We start from the raw sequence: 230 nt of genomic DNA, 5'->3' as shown, positions 1-230 counted from the left end.
CCAATTGCTGATGTAAATACCCCTGCTGGAATTTCAAGTGGTGTGAAAACTGTACGCCCAATTAAATCTGCAGCAAGCACTAGAATTGCACCGATAATCGCCGCAACTGGGAGCAATGCACCGTAGAAAGAGCCAACTAATCTTCGTGAAATATGAGGTGCCATTAAACCGACAAATCCAATTCCTCCTGCGAAAGCGACTGCTCCACCAATTAAAGCTGTACTAAGTAG

Annotated in this window: 1 protein-coding gene; it reads right to left on the bottom strand. The window is 44.8% G+C overall.

Annotation, left to right across the window (positions count from 1 at the left end):
* Positions 1-230, bottom strand: a 230-nt coding sequence (locus tag JDS92_RS30575; RefSeq protein ID WP_199633077.1) for an iron chelate uptake ABC transporter family permease subunit, incomplete at both ends; no start/stop codon positions are given.

Origin of the sequence: Bacillus cereus group sp. N12 (assembly GCF_016483575.1) — a bacterium.
Taxonomy (GTDB): Bacteria; Bacillota; Bacilli; order Bacillales; family Bacillaceae_G; genus Bacillus_A; species Bacillus_A toyonensis.
Note: the sequence above shows the minus strand (reverse complement) of the source record. Positions and strands in the feature narration are given on the sequence as shown.